Origin of the sequence: Pseudomonas brassicacearum, from assembly GCF_003732265.1 — a bacterium.
Classification (GTDB): domain Bacteria; phylum Pseudomonadota; class Gammaproteobacteria; order Pseudomonadales; family Pseudomonadaceae; genus Aquipseudomonas; species Aquipseudomonas brassicacearum_D.
In genome coordinates, this window is record NZ_MOBK01000219.1 from 1 (window position 1) to 298 (window position 298).

Genomic DNA, 298 nt, shown 5'->3' on the forward strand with positions numbered 1-298 from the left:
GCGGATCTGTTCGCCGCCCTCCCAGAGCAGCGGCAAGTCTTCCAGCGGATTCAGGCGCGTGGCGTCCGCCTTGCTCAAACGCAGCGTAGTTTCGCCGGGCTCTTGCAGATAGAACCCGCCGAGCGTCGCCAGCACCGGCTTCAAGCGGCCGAAGGGCAGGGCGACTTGCAGCGGACCGTACTCGGCATTCGGCCGATTGGGAATGTTCACCAGAATCAGCTCGTCGTCGCGACGTCGGGCGAGGCGTTCCGGGTTGAGGCTTTCAGTGTGCGAGCGCATCAGGTTCAACAGGATCGGC

General features: G+C 64.4%; 1 pseudogene. It reads right to left on the reverse strand.

Annotation, left to right across the window (positions count from 1 at the left end):
* Positions 1-298 (reverse strand): annotated as a pseudogene (locus BK660_RS30935) (helicase); the annotation flags it as partial.